Source organism: Streptomyces sp. NPDC002206 (genome assembly GCF_053593595.1).
Map to the genome: position 1 here is coordinate 20824 of NZ_JBSFCW010000014.1, position 17604 is coordinate 38427.

General features: G+C 68.5%; 16 protein-coding genes. 11 read left to right on the forward strand and 5 right to left on the reverse strand.

Going from position 1 to position 17604, the window contains the following annotated elements; all coding sequences use genetic code 11:
• Positions 1 to 30: 30 nt before the first annotated feature.
• The 5 genes from ACWCP8_RS24185 to ACWCP8_RS24205 are packed head-to-tail and all read left to right on the forward strand — an operon-like array spanning position 31 to position 4898.
• On the forward strand, positions 31 to 1551 hold the full coding sequence (locus ACWCP8_RS24185) for an ABC transporter substrate-binding protein (protein ID WP_352267125.1): 1521 nt from the start codon (positions 31 to 33) through the stop codon (positions 1549 to 1551).
• The gene (locus ACWCP8_RS24190) at positions 1551 to 2516 is read left to right on the forward strand and encodes an ABC transporter permease (RefSeq protein WP_352267124.1); all 966 of its coding nucleotides are present in this window, start codon (positions 1551 to 1553) and stop codon (positions 2514 to 2516) included. Before ACWCP8_RS24185 ends, ACWCP8_RS24190 begins: the two co-directional genes overlap by 1 nt.
• Positions 2513 to 3340, forward strand: a complete 828-nt coding sequence (locus ACWCP8_RS24195) for an ABC transporter permease (protein WP_326601935.1) — start codon at positions 2513 to 2515, stop codon at positions 3338 to 3340. Before ACWCP8_RS24190 ends, ACWCP8_RS24195 begins: the two co-directional genes overlap by 4 nt.
• A complete protein-coding gene (locus ACWCP8_RS24200) occupies positions 3337 to 4137 on the forward strand; it encodes an ATP-binding cassette domain-containing protein (protein WP_451118055.1) in 801 nt (266 codons plus the stop codon). Before ACWCP8_RS24195 ends, ACWCP8_RS24200 begins: the two co-directional genes overlap by 4 nt.
• Complete coding sequence (locus ACWCP8_RS24205) at positions 4134 to 4898, forward strand: ABC transporter ATP-binding protein (protein ID WP_352267122.1); 765 nt, start codon at positions 4134 to 4136, stop codon at positions 4896 to 4898. The genes ACWCP8_RS24200 and ACWCP8_RS24205 overlap by 4 nt, the downstream gene beginning before the upstream one ends.
• A gap of 78 nt (positions 4899 to 4976) precedes the next feature.
• On the opposite strand, the gene ACWCP8_RS24210 is transcribed toward ACWCP8_RS24205, so the two are convergent.
• Both ACWCP8_RS24210 and ACWCP8_RS24215 read right to left on the reverse strand, forming a co-directional pair.
• The gene (locus ACWCP8_RS24210) at positions 4977 to 5675 is read right to left on the reverse strand and encodes a response regulator (RefSeq protein WP_326632669.1); all 699 of its coding nucleotides are present in this window, start codon (positions 5673 to 5675) and stop codon (positions 4977 to 4979) included.
• Positions 5672 to 7270 carry a sensor histidine kinase gene (locus ACWCP8_RS24215; RefSeq protein ID WP_352267121.1) on the reverse strand — a complete coding sequence of 533 codons (1599 nt, stop codon included), beginning with the start codon at positions 7268 to 7270 and terminating at the stop codon, positions 5672 to 5674. The genes ACWCP8_RS24210 and ACWCP8_RS24215 overlap by 4 nt, the downstream gene beginning before the upstream one ends.
• A gap of 218 nt (positions 7271 to 7488) precedes the next feature.
• Between ACWCP8_RS24215 and ACWCP8_RS24220 the strand changes: the two genes are divergently transcribed.
• The 5 genes from ACWCP8_RS24220 (at position 7489) to ACWCP8_RS24240 (ending at position 11608) form a co-directional block, all read left to right on the forward strand.
• Entirely contained in the window at positions 7489 to 8304 is an 816-nt protein-coding gene (locus ACWCP8_RS24220) for an ABC transporter ATP-binding protein (RefSeq protein WP_352267120.1), read from the forward strand.
• A complete protein-coding gene (locus ACWCP8_RS24225; protein WP_352267119.1) occupies positions 8294 to 9157 on the forward strand; it encodes an ABC transporter permease in 864 nt (287 codons plus the stop codon). The genes ACWCP8_RS24220 and ACWCP8_RS24225 overlap by 11 nt, the downstream gene beginning before the upstream one ends.
• A gap of 95 nt (positions 9158 to 9252) precedes the next feature.
• Positions 9253 to 10296 carry an ABC transporter substrate-binding protein gene (locus ACWCP8_RS24230; protein WP_352267118.1) on the forward strand — a complete coding sequence of 348 codons (1044 nt, stop codon included), beginning with the start codon at positions 9253 to 9255 and terminating at the stop codon, positions 10294 to 10296.
• Positions 10297 to 10479: 183 nt separating this feature from the next.
• A complete protein-coding gene (locus ACWCP8_RS24235) occupies positions 10480 to 10944 on the forward strand; it encodes a hypothetical protein (protein WP_352267117.1) in 465 nt (154 codons plus the stop codon).
• A gap of 154 nt (positions 10945 to 11098) precedes the next feature.
• Positions 11099 to 11608, forward strand: a complete 510-nt coding sequence (locus tag ACWCP8_RS24240; RefSeq protein ID WP_451118059.1) for a mycothiol transferase — start codon at positions 11099 to 11101, stop codon at positions 11606 to 11608.
• A 72-nt stretch (positions 11609 to 11680) separates the two neighbouring features.
• Here the strand turns inward: ACWCP8_RS24240 and ACWCP8_RS24245 are convergent, their stop codons facing one another.
• The 3 genes from ACWCP8_RS24245 to ACWCP8_RS24255 all read right to left on the reverse strand — a co-directional run bounded on the left by ACWCP8_RS24245 (position 11681) and on the right by ACWCP8_RS24255 (position 14770).
• Entirely contained in the window at positions 11681 to 12646 is a 966-nt protein-coding gene (locus ACWCP8_RS24245; protein ID WP_352267221.1) for an aldo/keto reductase, read from the reverse strand.
• Positions 12647 to 12735: 89 nt separating this feature from the next.
• Positions 12736 to 13128, reverse strand: coding sequence for a hypothetical protein (locus tag ACWCP8_RS24250; protein WP_451118061.1), 393 nt, complete (start codon positions 13126 to 13128; stop codon positions 12736 to 12738).
• Positions 13129 to 13369: 241 nt separating this feature from the next.
• Positions 13370 to 14770: an amidase gene (locus tag ACWCP8_RS24255; RefSeq protein WP_451118063.1), complete on the reverse strand. Its 1401-nt coding sequence runs from the start codon at positions 14768 to 14770 to the stop codon at positions 13370 to 13372.
• Positions 14771 to 14942: 172 nt separating this feature from the next.
• On the opposite strand from ACWCP8_RS24255, the gene ACWCP8_RS24260 reads away from it, so the two are divergent.
• Complete coding sequence (locus ACWCP8_RS24260) at positions 14943 to 17387, forward strand: SpoIIE family protein phosphatase (protein WP_451118065.1); 2445 nt, start codon at positions 14943 to 14945, stop codon at positions 17385 to 17387.
• Positions 17388 to 17604: the final 217 nt, after the last annotated feature.

Here is a 17604-nt window from a genome sequence, read left to right on the forward strand (position 1 = left end):
CGCCTCGCAGCACGAAAGCGCGTACTCCTCATGAGCATCAAGAAGACCTCTCTGTACGGCGGCGCCACGGCCGCTGCCCTCGCCCTGACCCTCACCGCCTGCGGCGGGGGCTCCAACGGGGGCGGCGCCGCCGCCGGAGGGGCGTACGACAAGAACGCCACCGTCAATATCGGTTCGCTCTACGAGCCGCAGAATCTGGACAACACCGCGGGTGGCGGCCAGGGCGTCACCGAGGCGCTCAACGGCAACGTGTACGAGGGGCTGTTCAAGCTCACCGACGACGGCAAGGTCGAGAATCTGCTCGCGCAGGACTACAAGGTCAGCGGCGACGGACTCACGTACACCTTCACCCTGCGCGACGGTGTGAAGTTCCACAGCGGCAAGAAGCTCACCAGCCAGGACGTCAAGTACAGCCTGGAGAAGGTGATAGCCAAGGACTCGCAGTCCGCGCGCAAGAGCAATCTCGAGGTCATCAAGTCCGTCGAGACACCGGACGCGCGCACGGTGAAGGTCCAGCTGTCGAAGAAGTCGATCTCCTTCGTCTACAACCTCTCCTACGTGTGGATCATCAACTCCGACGCGAAGAGCCTCAAGACGAGCGAGGACGGCACCGGCCCGTACCGGCTGAACAAGTGGACCCGCGGTTCCGCTCTCGGCCTCGACCGGTTCGCCGGGTACTGGGGTGACGCGGCCAGCAACAAGCAGGTCGTCTTCCATTACTACAAGGACGCGACCGCTCTCAACAACGCGCTCCTGACCAACGCCGTGGACGTCGTCACGAGCGAGCAGTCGCCCGACGCCCTCGACCAGTTCAAGAGCAACCAGAACTACAAGGTCAACGACGGCAACTCGACGACCAAGCTGCTGCTCGCCTTCAACGACAAGGCCAAGCCCTTCACGGACGTCAAGGTCCGCCAGGCCGTCTCCTCCGCCATCGACGACAAGAAGCTTCTGGAGTCGGTCTGGGGCGGCTACGGCAAGCTCATCGGCTCCATGGTGCCGCCCACCGACCCGTGGTACGAGGACCTCACCAAGGTCAACGCCCACGACACCGCGCGAGCCAAGAAGCTGCTCGCCGAGGCCGGATACAAGAACGGCTTCACCTTCACCCTCGACACCCCGAACTACGACCCGCACCCGACGGCGGCGACCTTCATCAAGTCGCAGCTCGCCAAGGTCGGCATCACCGTCAAGATCAACACCATTACGCCGGACGAGTGGTACACGAAGGTCTACAAGAACCACGACTTCACGGCCACGCTCCAGGAACACGTCAACGACCGCGACCTGGTCTGGTACGGCAACCCCGACTTCTACTGGGGCTACGACAACAAGCAGGTCACGAAGTGGGTCGAAGAGGCCGAGCAGGCGTCCGGCACGGCTGAGCAGACCGAACTGCTGAAGAAGGTCAACCGCCGGACCGCGGAGGACGCGGCCAGCGACTGGCTGTACCTGTACCCGCAGATCGTCGTGGCGAGCAGCAAGGTGTCCGGATACCCGGTCAACGGCCTCAACTCGCAGTTCTTCGCGTACGACATCGAGAAGGGCTGATGGCGCGGTATCTCCTGCGCCGCCTCGCCTTCCTGCTGGTGTCGCTGGCGCTCGCGAGCGTGGTCCTGTTCGTGCTGCTGCGGATGCTGCCGGGCGACCCCGCCAACGCGCTCACCTCGGTGGGCGCCAGCCCCGAGCAGATCGCGGCGGCGCGGCACTCCATCGGCTCCGACAAGCCGCTGCCCGAGCAGTTCGTCCACTGGATCGGGCAGCTGGCCGGCGGTGACCTCGGTACGTCGTTCGTCAGCTCGCTGCCCGTCGCGCCCGAGGTCGCCTCGCGGCTGAACGTCACGATCCCGCTCACGCTCACGGCGTTCGTCCTGGCGGTCCTCATCGCCGTCCCGGTCGGCTTCGTCGCCGCGCACCGGCGCAGGACCTGGTACGGCGCGCTGCTCAGCGGAGTCTCCCAACTGGGTATCGCCGTGCCCGTGTTCTGGCTCGGGATGATCCTGATAGCCGTCTTCGCGCTGAACGCCGGCTGGCTTCCCGCAGGCGGCTTCCCGCCGGACGGCTGGTCGCAGCCGGCCGAGGCGGTCCGCTCGCTCGCCCTGCCCGTCATCACCATCGCGCTCGTGATGAGCGCCTCGCTGATCCGCTACGTCAGGTCGGCCACGCTCGACGTACTGGACAGCGACTATCTGCGCACCGCGCGCGCCCTGGGCTCGTCGTTCGGGCGGGCCATGTGGCGCCACGGGCTGCGCAACGCATCGGTGCCGGTGATCTCGATCCTCGGCATCGAGCTGGCGTCCACACTGCTCGGCGCTGTGGTCGTGGAGTCCGTGTACGCGCTCCCCGGCCTCGGCTCGCTGCTTGCGACGGGCATCGCGCAGCACGACTATCCGGTGATCCAGGGCGTGCTGTTCGTCTCCACGCTCGCGGTGCTGGTCATCGGCTTCGCCGCCGACTTCGTACAGCGGATCATCGATCCTCGGCTCCGCGGCAGGCTCTCCGGAGGTGTCCGATGAAGCAGTCGACGAAGCGCTCGTACACGCTGACCTCCGGATGCGTGCTGGCCGGCCTGATCGCGCTGCTTGCGCTGGTCTCGCTCGTCTGGGCCCCGTACGCCGCCGACGACACGTCCGGCGGGCGGCTCACGGGCCCCGGTGCGGGCCATCTGCTGGGCACCGACAAGCTCGGCCGTGATCTGTTCACCCAGCTGATGACCGGCTCCCGGGTCGCGTTCGAAGCAGGCCTGGGTTCGGTCCTCATCGCGGCCGCCGTCGGCGTCACGCTGGGCGTGCTGGCCGCGTTCGCCCAAGGCTGGCTCGACGACACGCTCTCCGCGTTCCTCGACATCCTGATCGCCTTCCCGACGCTGCTGCTTGCGATGCTCATCGTCGCCGCGCACTCGGCCACACTGGGGTCCGCCGTGCTGGCGATCGGCCTCGCGCAGAGCGCGGTCGTGGGACGGCTCGTGCGGGTCCTGGTCAAGCGGGTCCTGGCACAGGACTACATCACGGCCGCGCGCACGTCCGGCACGTCGTGGCCGCGGATCGTGGCCGGGCATGTGCTGCCCAACATCTGGCCGACGCTCGTGGTGAACCTGGCCCTCCAGTTCGGACTCGCGGTGCTGGCCGAGGCCGGCCTGTCCTACCTGGGCCTGGGGGCGCCGCCGCCCAACGCCTCGTGGGGCCGCATGCTCCAGGAGGCTCAGGCCACCTTCACCACGGCCCCGGCCGGCGCACTGGCCCCCGGCATCCTGCTCGTCCTGCTCGTCATCGGTGTGAACCTCATCGCCGACGGACTGCGCGACACCCTCGACCCGGCGGCCCGACGGAGGAGCGCATGAACATCCTCGACGTACGCGACCTCGCGATCCGTACGGCCGACGGGCGCATCCTTGTCGACGGCCTCTCGCTGACCATCGCTCCCGGCGAACGACTCGGCCTCATCGGTGAGTCGGGCTCCGGGAAATCGCTGACCACTCTCGCCGTGCTCGGCCTGCTGCCCGACGGCATGACAGCCACCGGCAGCGCCGAACTCGCCGGCACCCAGATCGTGGGCGCGAGCGAGAAGCAGCTCACGGGTGTACGCGGCCGGGACGCCGCCATCGTCTTCCAGGAGCCGCTCACCGCACTCGACCCACTGATGCGCGTCGGCAGGCAGATCGCCGAACCCCTGGGCAGAAGGCGAGGGCTGAGGGGCGCCGGGCTGAAGCGGGCCGTCGTGGAAGCCCTGAAGCAAGTGCGACTGCCCGAGCCCGACCGTATCGCCCGCGCCTTCCCGCACGAGATCTCCGGCGGACAGCGGCAGCGCGTCGCACTCGCCATGGCGCTGGCCTGCGACCCGAAGCTGCTCATCGCGGACGAGCCGACCACCGCGCTCGACGTCACCGTGCAGTCCGACATGCTCGACCTGCTCGACACCCTCGTACGGGAACGGGACATGGCCGTCCTCTTCGTCAGTCACGACCTCGCGGTCGTCTCGAAGGTCACCGATCGCGTTCTGGTGATGAAGGACGGTCGCGCCGTGGAGCAGGGCGACGTCCGCGAGATCGTGCAGGCCCCGCGCGAGGAGTACACCAGGGCGCTGGTGGCAAGCGCGCGGCAGCTGGAATCGGCTCTTGACCTGAGGAGCGCACGATGACGCCCGTACTGGAGCTGAACGCGGCCTCCTTCGCCTACCGGGGACACCCGGCGCCCGTCGTCGAGGACGTCTCCTTCGCCGTCGAGGCGGGGCACAGCCTCGCCCTCGTCGGCGAATCCGGCGCGGGAAAGACGACTCTGCTGCGGCTGCTGCTCGGGCTCGCCCGGGCCACCTCCGGCAATGTCCGGTTCGACGGCGACGAGTTGAAGCCACGCGACCGCGAGCAGATGCGGCGTTTCAGGCGCAGCGTGCAGTGTGTCTTCCAGGACCCGTACTCGTCGCTGGACCCGCGCCGGCGTGTCGGCAGCATCGTGTCCGAGCCACTGCGTTCCCTCGGCATCGACAGCCGGAGCACGGCCGGGCCCAAGGTGGCTGACGCCCTGGAGCGGGTCGGTCTCCCGGCCGACGCCGCAGAGCGCTATCCGCACGAGTTCTCCGGCGGCCAGCGCCAGCGCATCGCGATTGCCCGGGCGACCGTGTGCGACCCGCGGGTGCTGCTCGCCGACGAACCCGTCAGCGCACTCGATGTCACCACCCGGGTCAAAGTCGTCGACCTGCTCAACGAGTTGAAGCAGAAGCAGGGTCTGACCCTCGTCATGGTCTCCCACGACCTGTCGGTAGTGGCCTCGCTGTGCGAACGCACCGCCGTCCTGGAGCGCGGTCACATCGTCGAACAGGGCGAAACCGGACAGGTGCTGGGCGCTCCCGCGCACCCTTACACACGCCGCCTCGTCGAAAGTGTGCCGCGGCTGCCCGCGTGACCGGTGGGCCTGATCACGAGGCCTCTCCGTCCCGACCTGATCCGTGCGGCGCCCGATACCTCCGGCGCTGCACGGACCTCAGCTCGCCCTCGCCCACGCGTAGCGGTGCTCGGGCCGGCCGGTGTCGCCGTATTTGAGACTGAGGCTGATGCGGCCCGCGCTCTCCAGATACTTGAGGTAGCGCTGGGCGGTGGAGCGGCTCAATCCGGCCCGGACGGCGACCTCGTGTGCGGACAGCGGTTCGTCCGCCGCCGACAGTACGTGGCGGATGACCTCCGCGGTCGGCGCGGAGTGTCCCTTGGGCAGACCGGCTGCGGGAACGGCCTCCGGGGTGCGGAGCGCCCCGAAGATCTGGTCGACCTGCTCCTGGCCGGCCTCGCCGCGGCCGCTGCCCACGCCTTCGAGAGTGCGGCGCAATGCCGCGTAGCTCTCCAGCTTGGACCGCAGACCGCCGAAACTGAACGGCTTCACCAGGTACTGCAGGGCGCCGTAGCGCATGGCGGTCTGCACGGTCGTCACATCGCGAGCGGCCGTCACCATGATCACGTCCGCCGTGTGGCCGAGCTGGCGCAGTCGCCGTACCAGCGTCAGACCCGTCTCGTCCGGAAGATAGTGATCGAGAAGTACGAGGTCGACATGGTTGCGTTCCAGGACGGACAGTGCCTGTGCGGCGGTGTGTGCGCGAGCGACCACGCGGAAGCCGGACACCTTGGCCACGTACGCCGCGTTGATCTCGGCCACCCGGAAGTCGTCGTCCACCACGAGGACGTCGATCATTGCACCCCTCCCACTTCGGTCAGCTGCCGGACGGTGAGCGTTTCGGGCAGTACGACGGTGAAGACCGCGCCACCACCGGCCCTCGCACCGACGCGGGCCACCCCGCCGTAACGCTCCGCGAGACGGCGTACCAGCGCGAGGCCGAGCCCACGGCCCCGATGTGCGGGGGACTGCTTGGTGGACCAGCCCTCGGTGAAAATCTGTTCGCGCAGATCGGGAGCCACGCCCGGACCGTTGTCGCTGACCCGCAGGACCGTAGCGGTGCCCTCCGCACGGATCTCGACTTCGATGAGGGAAGCGACGTCCAGCGCGTTGTCGATGAGGTTGCCCAGGACGGTCACCAGATCGCGCGGGTCCACCACCACGTCAGGGAGCATGGTGTTCGGGGAGATGTGCAAGGACGCGCCCCGCTCCGCCGCAATGGCCGACTTGCCGACCAACAGCGCGGACAGCAGAGGGTCATTGACGCGTTCCGCGACCTGCTCCGCCGAGGCCCGGCGACCGTTGGCCACCTCTGCCACGAACTCCACCGCCGCTTCGTGCCTCCCGAGTTCCAGGAGTCCGAGCAGGGTGTGGAGCCGGTTGGCGTGCTCGTGGTCCTGGGCGCGGAGCGCGTCGAGAAGGCCGTGCGTGGAGTCCAGTTCGCGGCCGAGCAGCTCCAGTTCGGTGCGATCGCGCAGGGTGACCACAGCACCGCCGTCACCTGTCGGCATGCGGTTGGCGATCAGCACGCGTCCCCTGCAGACGGTGAGCAGGTCCACGCCGTCGACCTGCCCGGTCAGCACGTCTGCCGCACGGCCCGGCGGCAGCACCTCGCTCAGAGCACGGCCGACGGCGTCCGGCGTGAGCTCCAGCAGACGCTGCGCCTCGTCGTTCAGCAGCCGGATCCGCCCCCGGGCGTCGAGGGCGAGAACTGCTTCGCGAATGCTGTGCAGCATGGCCTCGCGTTCGTCGAGCAGCGCGGAGATGTCGGCGAAGGCAAGACCATGGGTGCTGCGCTGCAGACGTCGCGAGACGGCCAGGGCGGCGAGGACACCCGCGGCGAGAGCAGCCCCCGCGTAGAGCAGAAGTCCGGGAATGGTACCGAGCAGCCGCTCGCGCACGCTGTCGTAGGCGATGCCCACCGAGACGGCGCCGACGATTGTCCCGTTCGCGTCGCGGAGGGGGACCTTTGCACGGGCCGAGCGGCCCAGGGTTCCGTCGTCGATCTGCATGATCTCCCGGCCGGCCAGGGCCGTGCTGGGATCGGTGGAGACGTGTCTGCCGATCTGTGGGGTGTCGGTGTGCGACCAGCGGACCCCACGGGTGTCCATGACCACGATGTAGAGCGCACCGGTGGCCCGGCGAATCCGCTCCGCCTCGGCCTGTACCGGGCCGCCGGGGCTGGGCTCGGTGCTCGTCAGGTTGTGCACCAGACCGGGTTCGGCGGCGGTCGTCTGGGCGATGGACAGAGCCTGGCGCATCGCCTGGTCGTCGAGCTGGTGGCTGAGCGGGGCAAGGAAGAGCCCGGTGACGAGCATGACCACCCCGGTCGTGATGGCGACCTGTGTGAGCAGGACCTGGGCGAAGACACGGCGGGGCCAGTGAATCCGCATGTGCTCGTCCTCTGCCTTCCGCCCGCCTGGGAATCTGCTGATCCGCTTTGCTTTGTGTGAACGCAACGTAAACGTCGCAGCCGTCGCTGACCAGCCCTCGTAGCACTTTCGTTCTTCCGGCGTGAGCAGAACGAGCAGAACCGCAGGTTATAGGCAGAAGCAGGAGTTGTGAGCGCAAGGGTGCCGTCGTGCCCGGGCCGCCTCTAGCGTCCCGCCTCATGAACAGCGAAACGAGCCCCGCCATCGAGCTGCGGGGGGCGAGCAAAGCGTTCCGGACTCCCTCGGGGGCGCTCCACACCGCCGTACGGGATCTGGACCTCACGATCGGGCGCGGTGAGTTCGTCGCCGTGGTGGGACCTACCGGATGCGGCAAGTCGACAACGCTGACACTGGTCAGCGGCCTGGAGGAGCCCACCGAGGGGGAGGTGCTGGTCGCCGGTGAGCCGGTGAGCGGCATCGGCGACAAGGTCGGCTTCGTCTTCCAGCAGGATGCGGTCTTCCCCTGGCGCACCGTGCTGTCCAACGTGATGGCAGGCCCCCGCTTCCGGGGCGTGCCGAAGGCCGAGGCGAAGGAACGCGCCCGGGAGTGGCTCGCCCGGGTCGGTCTGTCCTCCTTCGAGGACCGCTATCCCCACCAGCTGTCCGGCGGCCAGCGCAAGCGTGTCGCACTCGCGGCCACGTTCGTCAACGATCCCGAGATCCTGCTCATGGACGAACCCTTCTCCGCGCTTGATGTGCAGACCCGGGCCCTGATGTCCGACGAACTGCTGGAGTTGTGGGCCGGGACCGGCGCCTCCGTCGTCTTCGTCACCCATGACCTCGAGGAGTCCATCGCGCTGGCCGACAAAGTCGTGGTCATGACCGCGGGACCGGCCACCGTCAAGGAGGTCTTCGAGATCGATCTGCCCCGCCCGCGCAAGGTCGAACAGGTGCGTCTGGAGCCCAGGTTCCTGGAGATCTACCGGGAGATCTGGTCCTCGCTCGGCGAAGAGGTCCGCATCACCCGCGAGAGGGGTGCTCTCGATGTCGCCTGATTCCCTCACCGCGAGCGCCGCCGTCACCAAGACCGAGCGGACCCAGGCCAGAGCGCGAGCCACCCGCAACCGCAGGTTCCTGGTGCTCGGAAGCCGGATCGCACTGCTCTTCGCAGTCATTGGGCTGTGGGAGTGGCTGGCCCGGACCGCGGTCATCGATCCGTTCAACTTCTCCATGCCGTCGAAGATCTGGGACCAGATCCGCACCTGGGTCATCGACGGCACCGCGCAGGGCTCCCTGTGGGAGCAGATCTGGTACACGCTCTACGAAGCACTGCTCGGCTGGGTCATCGGTGTGATCGCCGGTGTTCTGCTCGGTATCGCGCTGGGCCGGATCCGCTTCGCCGCCGACGTTCTCGGCCCGTACATCAAGGTGCTCAACGCCCTGCCGCGCATCGTGCTCGCGCCGATCTTCCTGATCTGGTTCGGCCTCGGCCCCGCCTCGAAGGTGGCCTCAGCGGTCGTCCTCGTGTTCTTCCCCGTCTTCTTCAACGCGTTTCAGGGCGCCAGGGAGGTGGACCGCAACCTCGTCGCCAATTCCCGCATTCTGGGTGCCAGCAACCGCCAGGTCACCTTCCAGGTGGTCATCCCGTCGGCCACGTCATGGATCTTCACCAGCCTGCACGTGAGCTTCGGCTTCGCGCTCATCGGCGCGATCGTCGGTGAGTACATCGGTGCCACCAAGGGGCTCGGACTGCTGGTCGCCGCTTCCCAGGGCACCTTCAACGCCGCCGGCGTCTACGCCGCGATGGTGATCCTCGCGGTCGTCGCACTGCTTGCCGAAGGCCTGTTGACCTTCCTCGAGAAGCGGCTCTTCCGCTGGAAGCCTGCTGACGCCGACTCGCCGCGCTGACGTCTGTTCCACACGCCGGCGCCGACTCCGCACGCCGGCGCCGCCCGCCATTCGAATATCCGATCGTTTCTTCTCTTCACGAGGACGTGAACCAGATGCGTACACTCACCCGGATCTCGGCCGTCGCCGTTGTCGGCGCACTCGCCCTGACCACCCTGACCGCCTGTGGCTCCAACTCCGAGTCCAGCGGCGCCTCCGACGGCAAGAACGTCAAGGTCAAGATCATGGTGGGTGGCCTCGACAAGGTCATCTACCTGCCCGCGATGCTCACCGAGCGGCTGGGCTACTTCAAGGACGAAGGGGTGTCGGTCCAGCTCCTGACCGAGCCGGCGGGCGTCCAGGCCGAGACGGCCCTGGTCTCCGGTGATGTGCAGGGCACGGTCGGCTTCTACGACCACACCCTCGACCTCCAGGTGAAGGGCAAGCAGGTCGAGTCGGTCGTCCAGTTCTCACAGGCTCCGGGCGAGGTCGAGATCGTCTCCAACCAGGCAGCGGGCGACATCAAGTCACCGAAGGACTTCAAGGGCAAGAAGCTCGGCGTGACGGGCATCGGCTCCTCGACCGACTTCCTGACGAAGTACCTCGCCGTCAACAGCGATGTGCAGACCAGCCAGTTCACCCCCGTCGCGGTGGGAGCGGGTCAGACCTTCATCTCCGCCCTCCAGCAGGGCTCCATCCAGGGCGGGATGACCACCGACCCGACCGTCGCCACCATCCTGGACAAGAAGCTCGGCAAGATTCTCATCGACATGCGCACCCCCGAAGGCTCCAAGCAGGCGCTCGGCGGGCTCTACCCGTCCTCCAGCCTGTACATGCAGACCGAATGGGTCAACAGTCACAAGGAAACCGTCCAGAAGCTGGCCAACGCCTTCGTCAGGACGCTGAAGTGGATGTCCACGCACAGCGCGGACGAGATCGCGGCCAAGATGCCCGCCGACTACGCGCAGGGCGGCGGCAAGGCCCTCTATGCGCAGGCCATCAAGAGCACGCTGCCCATGTTCACCACGGACGGCGTCATGCCCGCGGACGGACCCGCCACCGTTGAGCGGGTCCTGAAGGCCTTCAACCCGAACCTGAAGGACGCCAAGGTCGACCTCGACAAGACCTTCACCACTGAGTTCGTCAAGAACGCGAGCTGACTCAGGGCAGTCCGATCCCCCGAACGGCGGAACGCGCCGTGCGAGGCCGATGCGATACGGACCGGTGCCCCGGCGAAGGCTGACGAGGCGCTTGACGGAGAGGCCGACCTCTCCGTCAAGCGCCTCTGCCACCTTCTGGCTAAGGTCGACGAGGGGCCCTAGTACCTGATCGACGGAGCTCCCATGACAGTGAATCTTGAAGCACGCGATGTGGCCCCGCGCCTCGCCACCGGTGCGTTCATCCTGAACTCAGGTTTGAGCAAACTGAAAGCGGACAAGGAGACGGCGGCGGGCGTGCACGGTATGGCCTGCATCGCCTATCCGTTCCTGGAGAAGTTGGACGCGCAGCGCTTCACCCGGCTGCTCGCCTGGTCCGAGATCGCCATCGGCGGGACGCTGCTCGCCCCCTTCGTACCGACCCGACTGGCCGGAGTGGCGCTCACCGGCTTCTCCGCGGGGCTGGTCGGCCTGTATCTGAGGGTCCCCGGAATGCGGGAGTCCGACAGTCTGCGACCCACCCAGGCCGGCATCCCGCTGGCCAAGGACTTCTGGATGCTGGGCATGGGAATCGGATTCCTGGGCGCGCACGCACCCCGCGGAGGCGACAGCGCGACACGGTGTCCGTGGCACCGGTGCCGACGTCGCTGACGGGACGGCCTGCGCCCGGCCGGCGGTCAGCGTCCGCAGCCCGCGAGGCACGTCGCGTGCGGCGGGGTGTGCGGCGCGTGTCGATGGCAGGGTCCGGGCGCGGGAGCGGCGATGGTGTTCGTATGAACAGCGCAGACCTTTTGATGGTGTTCGTATGAACAGCGCAGACCTTTTGACGGACGCGTTCACACGAATCCAGGAAGCGGTGCACTCGGCGGTCGAGGGCCTTTCCGTCGACGACCTGCACGTCCGGCTCGACGACGGCGCGAACTCCATCGCCTGGCTGGTGTGGCACCTCACCCGGATCCAGGACGACCACGTCTCGGATGCGGCCGGTGTACAGCAGGTCTGGTTCTCCCAGGACTGGACCTCCCGTTTCGACCTGCCCTTCGACAAGGGAGCCACCGGATACGGGCAGAGCAGTAAACAGGTCGCGGCTGTCCAGGTGGGCTCGCCCGAACTGCTGCTCGGTTACTACGACGCCGTCCACGAGCAGAGCGTCGAGTTCATTCGTGGCCTCCGCCCCAGGTCCCTGGAGCGCATTGTGGATGAGACCTGGTCGCCGCCGGTCACCCTCGGTGTGCGTCTGATCAGCGTCATCGCGGACGACCTGCAGCATGTCGGCCAGGCAGCATTCGTCCGGGGTTCGCTGGAGCGCCGGTAGAACCGCTCACGGCCGGGCGGTGCGCGGGGCTGAATCCGCGTGCCGCCCGGCCCCGGCGATGGTGCCCGCGGATCACGAGTAGAAGTTGCGCTCCCACCGGTGCTTGGCCAGCACGGAGAGCTGGTCGGCGGTGAGCGGACGCCCGTCGCTCAGGGCCGTGTTGCGCTCGACGTTGCGTACGGAGCGCATTCCGGGGATGACGGTGGAAACCGCCGGCGAACTCAGTACGAACCGCAACGCATGCTCGGCGATCTCGTCGGGGGCGATGCCGAGGTCGGCGACGATCGCGGCCACCCGCTGCTCGACCTGTGCCGGGCGGTCGTCGCGGAAGTAGCGGTTGCGCCAGTCGCCCTCGGGAAACGTCGTGCCGGCGGTGATCCGGCCGGTGAGGCCGCCCTCGTCCAGCGCCACCCGCACGATGACACCGACGCCGTGCTCCTCACAGGCCGGCAGCAGCGCGTCGGCGGGCGCCTGGTCGAAGAGGTTGTAGATGACCTGCACGCTGTCCACGGCGCCGCTGCGTACGAGTGCGAGTGCATTGTCGGGCTGGTGGTCGTTGATGGAGACGCCGAACAGGCGGATCTTGCCCTCCTGCTTCAGTTCCGCGATCGTCTCCAGCCAGTCACCACGGCCGACCCAGTCATCGCTCCAGACGTGGAACTGCAGTACGTCGAAGTGGTCCAGGCCGCTGGTGCGCAGACTGGTCTCCAGGCTCTTGCGGATGTGCTCGCCCGGGAACGTCTCGGCCGGGTCCAGGCCGTCGGGCGCCGGCCACGTGCCGTTCTTCGGCGGCACCTTGGTCGCGACGAGCACCTCGTCGTCGGCCCGCTCGCGGACGACCCGGCCGACGATTCGCTCGCTCTCGCCGTAGCCGCGCGCCGTATCGATGAAGTTCACGCCGAGGTCGATGGCACGGTGCAGGGCGCGTACGGATTCGTCCTCCGTGGCGCCCACCCAGCTGGACTCACCGATGCCCCACGCGCCGTATCCGATCTCGGACACGGACAGTCCACTGCGTCCCAGCTCGCGGTAGCGCACAATCATCCTCCACGTCATGGTCCTCGTCCTGACCGAGCCGAGGCATCTGCCAGGAATCACGTTGACAATAAGCGACTGGGGCGCCGGGGTCAGTCGGGTTTTGCCGAGGCCGGAGCTGCCTGTCCGTATGTCGGTGGTGCAGGTGTCGCGGAGTGGCCGCAGTGGAAGCCGTTCACTGCTGCCAGAGCCTGATTCCCGCCCGTCAGCCGGATCTGGAGTTCCCGTACGGTGACGGGCTCGAATCCATGGTGTTCGGCGTCGTCGATCCGGCCCCGCCGGTCCGGTGGAACGCTGAGCAGCAGGCCCGCACCGAGGCCGACCGAGTGATACCGGATGGTCAGGAGATGGTCGCGGCTCGTGAGGGTGTGGAGGTCGTCGGGCTGCCAGAACCGGTTGGCCCGGATGGGCACGTCACATTCCGGCGGGAGACAGCGGGCCGTGTCGAGGGCGGCCTGTCCGGCGTCGTAGAGGCTGATGTTCATCGACGACCGCCATGATGGCGTCCCAGTCGTAGGTGCGGCCCTCGCCGAAGGCGCGATCAGGCGGAAGGTGCGATCCCGGACCACCGGCTGGGGTGCGGTGCTTCCGCCGTCGGCCGGGGAACGGTCTCCGCCCAGGCGCCGGGAAGCATCGCACCGCCGTCACTCGTCTCTTCCTGAAGCTCCTGAGTGAAGAGGAACGACAAACGACAGCTGTCGCCGACCGCGGCACCTGAAGCCGGTGTCAGGCTTCTTCCGCGATCGGGGGCCCGGCGCCGTCCGTGGCGTCCGCGGCATAGCGCGGCGCGTGCCGCGGCCAGGGTTTGGCGGCTTCGATCTGCGCGGCGAGTTCCAGCAGGCGCTTCTCGCCGCCGGGCTTGGCGACGAGCTGCACTGCGACGGGCATCACGTCGGCGTCCACCCCCACGGGGACGGCGAGCGCCGGCCAGCCCGCGATGTTCCAGGAGCCGAAGAGTGAGGCCGTGCGGGTGCTGACCGCCGAGGTGCGCAGCGCGCCGTGTTCGCCCCAGCGCTTCGCCTGCGCTGCAGGCCGGCTGAGCGCGGGCAGCAGCAGGACATCGATCTGACCGAAGAAGCGTTCTGCCGCCTCGGTGCGCCAGCGGTCCCGCGCATGGTCCCCCTGCAGATGCACGGCCGCCAGCGTCCTGCCGATTGCGGCCAATCGTCGGGTGCTCCGGTCGAGTTCGGTCCGGTCGAGTCCTTCGGCGCTCTGGTGCGCGGAGGCGTACCAGGAGGTCAGCGACGCAGGTCCCAGCCATGCCGGGTAGCGTCGGGTGTGCCGGGACACGGTGTGCCCGAGACCTTCCAGCAGCCTTCCGGTTTCCAGCGCGGCACGGCGGTATTCGGCGGCGATCGCAAAGCCCGGTGATATCGACCGGACCGACACACCGATACGCAGCGGCCCCGGATCGCCGAGTTGCGCGAAGTCCGGTTCACCGGCCATCACGGCCAGTCCGAGGGCGGCGTCCTGCACCGTGGTCGCGATCGGGCCGTTCTCGACCAGGTCGAACCAGGTCGGGTCGTCCGGTGCGTGCGGCACGACGCCGCGCCCGGGCTTGATCCCGATGGTTCCGCAGCAGGCGCAGGGGATACGGATCGAGCCGAACCCGTCGTTGCCGTGTGCCAGGGGGACGAGGCCGGCGGCCACTGCGGCCGCGCTGCCGCCCGAGGAGCCGCCGGGCGTGCGCTGCTCGTTCCAGGGGTTGCGGGCGATCCCGTAGATACTGTCGGCCATCGGGACCAGGCAGAGTTCCGGCACGTTGGTCAGACCTATCACCACGGCGCCCGCCGCCCGCAGCCGCTCGACGATCACGTGGTCGGCGGAGCTGCGGTCGGGCGCGGTGGCAGCGGATCCGCTGCGGGCCTGCTCGCCCGCGACCGCGATGTTGTCCTTGATCGCAACCGGGACCCCTGCGAGCGGCAGGGAAGCACGGTCGGCCCGCCGGTCCACCGCCTCCGCCTCTGCCTGCGCCTGCTCCGCCCGCACGTGCCGGAAAGCGGACAGGCCCGGATCGAGCCGGGCGATGCGGTCCAGATGCCGGCGGGTGACGTCGGCCGCGTCGGCCCGTCCTTCACGTACGGCGGCAGCGATGTCGACGGCGGTGCGGCCGGTCCAGTCAGTCATGGTTGATGAGTCAACCTCGCGCTGCCCGCGCCGCCAATCCCTCTGCACCCGTGTTACCGAACGGTAATCTCTTGCCGTATGGGGTGGGGAGGCCTTGGGACAAGTTGTGAGCGGGTTGCCGTGGAGGAGACTGGGAGCACGAGGACGCAGACGCAGGACGAGGCTGGTGGACATGGGTGCACCGGACGTCGAAAACCGCACGGACCGGCTCGACGAGCACACGATACGGAACCGGGCCCGGGCCGAAGTCGGCGTGCGAGGCGTCATCACGGGATGGAGCCCGGAAGCCGAGCAGTTGCTCGGATACCCGGCCGAGTGGGTGCTGGGCCGCCCAGCGACCGAGTTTTTGGCCACGGCCGAGGAATCGGCAGACGCCGATGGTGCCACGAGCGTGGTGCGTCATCGCAACGGACGACCGGTGCCCTGCAGGCTGTCCATCCGCCCTGTGGAATCGACTGGGGCAGGAAGCGGTGCCGACGCGCGGTGGACGGTGACACTTGTCCCGGCGGGGCCCCCGGAGTCGGATCTGGACCGGGCGCTGCTTGAGGCACTGTTCACCCGGTCTCCGGTGGGGCTCTTCGTTCTCGACCCGCAGTTGCGGCTGATGCGGTTCAGCAGCGCTGCGGAAGGCATGCACGGCGCCCCCGCTGAGGGAGCGATCGGCAAACGGCCGACCGAGGCATGGCCCGACTTCAGTCCGGAGCTGGTGGAACGGGTGTTGAGCCGCGTGCTGGATACGGGTGAACCGGTGATGGGTTTCGAGAAGCGCGGCAGGCCACCGGGAGATCCGGAGCACACGCACGTCTACTCGGTCTCCGCGTTCCGCCTCGAGGACGACGACGGCCGTGTCCTGGGCGTTGCTGACGCCGCGGTCGACGTCACCGAACGCTATCTCGCACAGGAGCGGCTCGCTCTGCTCGCCGAGGGCGGTTCACGCATCGGAACCGGACTCGATGTGATGTGCACGGCCCAGGAGTTGGCCGAAGTGGCAGTGCCCAGGCTGGCCGACAGCATCGGCGTGGAGGTCCTCGAGCCGGTGCTCATGGGCGAGGAAATCTCTTCCGGCCCGGTGCAGCCCGGCGCCGTGCTGAGGCGGGCCGCGTCGCGGTCCCGGCGAACCGACACCCGGCCCGGTGCCTACCCGGTCGGCGAGTCCAGCACTTTCCCGCCGACGTCACCGTCGTCCCGGGCTCTCTCGGACCTGCAACCGCGCCTGGTCAGCCCGCTGACCGCCGACAGCGACTGGGTGCTGAGCGATCCCGTACGCGGCCGTCGGATGCTGGAGGAGAAGATCCACTCACTCATGTTCGTGCCACTGGTCGCACAGGACCGTGCCCTGGGGATCGCCACCTTCTACCGCTGGGGGGAGCAGGGCCCCTTCCAGCAGGACGATCTCACGGTGGCCACCGAGCTCGGCCGCCGCACCGCTCTCTGCCTGGACAACGCCCGCCGCTACCTGCGCGAGCACGACTCCCTGATGGCACTCCAGCGCAGTCTGCTTCCGACGGAACCTCCCCGGAACAACGGGGTGGAGGTGGCCTACGAGTATGTGCACGGCGGAGCCGGCGGTGACTGGGTCGATGTCGTGCCGCTGTCGGGGGCCAGGGTGGCGCTCGTGGCAGGCAGCGTGCCCGGACGCGGAATGGAGACCGCCGCCGCCATGGGACGGCTCCGCGCGGCCGTGCACACGCTCTCCGATCTGGACCTGGAGCCCGACGAGATGCTCGCCCGCCTCGATGACCTGGTACGGCGTCTCGCCGACGACGCCGGTCCCCGGCGCGACGGCAACGAACCGCCGCAGGACGCAGGCTCCGACGCGCCGCATGCCGACTCGGGCGCCTGGTGCACCTTCCTCTATCTGATCTACGACCCCATCTCCCTGCGCTGTTCCGCAGCCGGTGCAGGCCATCCCGGCCCCGCTGTCGTCCACCCGGACGGGACAGTGATGATGCTGGACGTCCCGTCCGCCGCCCCACTCGGCCTCCCCGGGCCGTCGTTCGGAAAGACCGAGGTGATGCTGCCGGAGGGCTCGGTGCTGGCGCTCCACACCAGTGGGCTCCTGCAGGCGCGCGGCGGCGACCCGGAAGAGGCCGGACTCGCAGATCTGCTCGCCCGGCAGTCCGGCTCGGTGCAGGAGACGGCCTGCAGGCTCACCGAGGCGCTGGTTCCGGAGCAGGCCGACGAGGACGCCGCCGTCCTCGTTGCCCGTACACACGCACTGGACCCCGGCCGGGTCGCATCGTGGGACCTGCCTGCGGACCCGGCCATCGTCTCCACGGCCCGGTCGCTCGTCACCCGCCAGCTCACATCATGGGACCTGGACGAGGAGGCGTTCGCCACCGAGCTCATCGCCAGCGAGCTCGTCACCAACGCCATGAGACACGCCAAGGCCCCCATCCGACTGCGCCTGATCCACGACCTGGTCCTGACCTGCGAGGTCTTCGACGGCAGCAGCACCGCGCCACGGCTTCGACACGCCCGCACCACCGACGAGGGCGGCCGGGGACTGTTCCTTGTCGCCCAGTGCTCCGACCGCTGGGGAACGCGTTACACGCAGCAGGGCAAAACCATCTGGACCGAGCAGAAGCTGGTCCACGACGCCGGGGAGCCGGCCTGAACAGCCCGTGTTCGGGTTCCGGATGGGCACCGGGCGCGGCCCAGCAGCAGATGCCGCATCAGATGTTCCTGTCGAAGAAGGAAACAGTCCGATCGATGGCCGGAAGTACGTAGGTGTCGTCGCAGAACTCGACGTGGAAACCCGTCTCTTGTGCGACCTCTGCGATCCCCGTGCCGCGCCGGAGCAGCTCCCTGGGCCGCTTGAGCCACAGACGTGG